The following is a 654-nucleotide window of genomic DNA, read 5'->3' as shown; positions in this document are numbered from 1 at the left end:
CGCAGTTCATGGCGTACGGTACGCAGGTTTCGACTCCGCAGCCGGGCGACATGATCTATTACGACGATGCTGGTGCCGGTGTGCCGCACATCGCGATCTACGTGGGCAACGGCCAGGCCATCCATGGCGGCTGGACCGGTTACACGACGGCGCTGGCCGATGCTTACATCGGTTCGGGCCCGGTCTTCATCCGCCCCAACGGCTAAGATGCAACTTGCATAAGCCCGGCTGATCCAGCCTGGATGTCCAAACGGACGGGTCCGCATCCTTAAGGGGTGCGGATCTCTTTTTTGGTTTTTTGTCTCGGTTTTCCGTGCCCGCAATTTCTGCCGGGTAACGGCGCGAAAATGTGAATTAAATCACGCTGCAGTAAAAGAAAACCGCGAATTTCCGGGGCTCGATGAAACGATACGAGCTGGGCAGACGCTGCCTGGCCGATTAGGGGCGCATTGCCTGTGATCGGAATGTGACTTAGCCCTGGAAATCGTATACCGTCTTGTTCGTGCCAAATCGGAACATGGTTTGGTACCTCCGGGTGGATTGCCTAGCTCTGCCACTTCCCGGGGTCCGTTCGCAACGATTTCGCATGGCAGAGGCGGGGGAACCAACTTCCGGGCTTCTTAGGAGGCCCTTGGGGTTAAGTTGTGGATGTTC

The 654-nt window shown here is 57.3% G+C and carries 1 protein-coding gene; it reads left to right on the top strand.

Annotated features, from left to right (window positions below; translation table 11 throughout):
* Positions 1-206: NlpC/P60 family protein (locus tag HGO92_RS23180; RefSeq protein ID WP_205835008.1), on the top strand; the 206-nt coding region annotated here is incomplete at its 5' end.
* Positions 207-654 lie beyond the last annotated feature (448 nt).

Origin of the sequence: Crystallibacter degradans, from assembly GCF_012952295.1 — a bacterium.
Lineage (GTDB): Bacteria > Actinomycetota > Actinomycetes > Actinomycetales > Micrococcaceae > Crystallibacter > Crystallibacter degradans.
The sequence above is the reverse complement of the archived record's forward strand: the minus strand, read 5'-3'. Positions and strand labels throughout refer to the sequence as shown.